Annotated in this window: 3 protein-coding genes; 2 read left to right on the top strand and 1 reads right to left on the bottom strand. The window is 54.5% G+C overall.

All coding sequences use genetic code 11. The annotated features are described in order from the left end of the window. Positions 1-107: 107 nt before the first annotated feature. On the bottom strand, positions 108-440 hold the full coding sequence (locus H5U02_15370) for a rubredoxin (protein MBC7343799.1): 333 nt from the start codon (positions 438-440) through the stop codon (positions 108-110). A 357-nt stretch (positions 441-797) separates the two neighbouring features. Between H5U02_15370 and H5U02_15365 the strand changes: the two genes are divergently transcribed. Next, on the top strand, positions 798-977 hold the full coding sequence (locus H5U02_15365; protein ID MBC7343798.1) for a rubrerythrin family protein: 180 nt from the start codon (positions 798-800) through the stop codon (positions 975-977). 133 nt (positions 978-1,110) lie between these two features. Continuing rightward, positions 1,111-1,686 (top strand): rubrerythrin family protein, encoded by a 576-nt coding sequence (locus H5U02_15360; GenBank protein MBC7343797.1) that lies wholly within the window; start codon positions 1,111-1,113, stop codon positions 1,684-1,686. Positions 1,687-1,911 lie beyond the last annotated feature (225 nt).

Below are 1,911 nucleotides of genomic sequence, written 5' to 3'. Positions count from 1 at the left end.
CGCGGTGGCTGGTGCCGGCCATTTCTTGAGAAAATTACCCTGTATGCCTTCTTTTTGGTGTAGCCCAACTTTGGCAAGCCTTCAGCCTCGGAGCTGATGCCGGCGGTTTAACCCCACTTGCCCTTGTTGACATGGGTTTGGATCTCAGCCTTGACCGACTGGCTGAGCTCTATTGCGGCCTGCTCGGCTTTCTTAAAGATGGCCAGGCAGCCGGGGTCAAGGTTATCATCGATGCCGCTTTCGGCTAGGTCCTGAACTTCGGCTAAAAGCCCTAGGAGCTCCACGTGCAAGCTGTTGGTAAACCGGGACCGCTCCACCAATTCAGCCTCTTTCTCAGTCAGCTGAACAAACTTGTCCTTGGGAGACCCACACTTGGGGCACTTCTCTGGGGCCTCCTCGCCATCATGGATATAGCCGCAGACCTGACAACGCCATTTCATGATCCCATCTCCTCCTGCTCAGTAAAGGATAAATAAGAATTGGTACCATCTATTCATACCTAATTCGCTGGGGAATCCCATTCTCCTCCCGCTGGGTTACAGAATTTACCTGAGATTGAAACAAGCCTCCAGCCAGAAGGTGCCGTACCCCGGATGAGCCACGAAGCCCATTGAGACGGCCATTCTGGAAAAAGTTTTACCGGGCACCAGGAAAATGCAATTGGGTGGCGAATTACGTGCTAATGCAACTAGGAATAGCTACCAGTTATGAAGGGGATCGCTTCTGGCGGGTGCTTAGCAAACTAAACCCACTCCGGAAGACTCCGCTGATGGCTAGCCTGGCAGCAGGCTTCACAATTGGGTTTTAAGGGGGTTGAAGACGTGATCAAGTGGCGTTGTTCAGTGTGTGGCTATACTTTTGAGGGTAAAGAGGGAGAAGCGCCCCCGGAAAAGTGCCCCTCATGTCAATCGGTGTGCAGTTTCATCGATGCTACCTGCTACATTCCTGACTGCGGTGGGGGGAGCACTGGAGAATAGGTAGCGGGCATGGAAATGTTCTGCCAAGATCTACCTCCAATTGACAGGAATAGGCAAGGTTATGGCGAAGTAAACTAGGTCTGTTGAAAATCCCGGCCCATTAGTGACCGGCAGATCTTTTGGAGGTGGGATGGTGAGCCAAGTTAAGGGGAGCCGGACGGAGAAGAACCTTTTGACCGCTTTTGCCGGGGAATCCCAGGCCCGCAACCGCTATACCTATTTTGCTAGCCAGGCTAAGAAGGAAGGTTATGAGCAAATAGCGGCCATATTTACCGAGACCGCTGATAACGAAAAGGAGCATGCTAAGCGCCTATTTAAGTTCCTGGTCGGCGGAGAAGTGGAGATCCAGGGTTCCTTCCCGGCCGGAGTTATCGGCACCACGGCCGAGAATCTCAAGGCCTCGGCTGCAGGGGAGAACTACGAGCATACCCAGATGTATCCCCAGTTTGCTGCTGTAGCTGAAGAGGAAGGGCTGAAGGAAATTGCGGCGGTATTTCGGGCCATAGCTGTGGCCGAGAAAGCCCATGAAGAGCGGTTTCAGGCACTTTTAAAGAACGTGGAAGCCGGCCAGGTGTTCAAGCGCGACCAGGTGGTGAAATGGCGTTGCCGCAACTGTGGCTACATCCATGAGGGCAAGGAAGCTCCTGAGGTCTGCCCGGCTTGCGATCACCCTCAGGCCTATTATGAGCTGTTGGTTACCAATTACTAGGGGCAGGCCGGCGGCTGGGGTCAAGGGTTGGCCTAGGTAAGAGATGGGCGTTACCGATGGCCAGGGGGCGTCACGGCAACTGCCTTTCAGCAGGGGAGGCGGCTTTAGGCCGGTGGCCGACTGAGCGGTGGCGGCACCAAGGTAGCACCCTTGGGATCAAACTAATCCCGGGGCGGTGCATCCGAAAGAAGCATGAAAATGCCGAGGATGCTGGCGCAAGGCGAC

The sequence above is a fragment of the Clostridia bacterium genome (assembly GCA_014360065.1).
Classification (GTDB): Bacteria; Bacillota; DSM-521; order Neomoorellales; family JACIYF01; genus JACIYF01.
Note: the sequence above shows the minus strand (reverse complement) of the source record. Positions and strands in the feature narration are given on the sequence as shown.

What these genes read in the sequence shown, in the direction of transcription:
- H5U02_15370 (MBC7343799.1), bottom strand. Translation starts at nt 440, where the DNA reads ATGAAATGGCGTTGTCAGGTCTGCGGCTATATCCATGATGGCGAGGAG.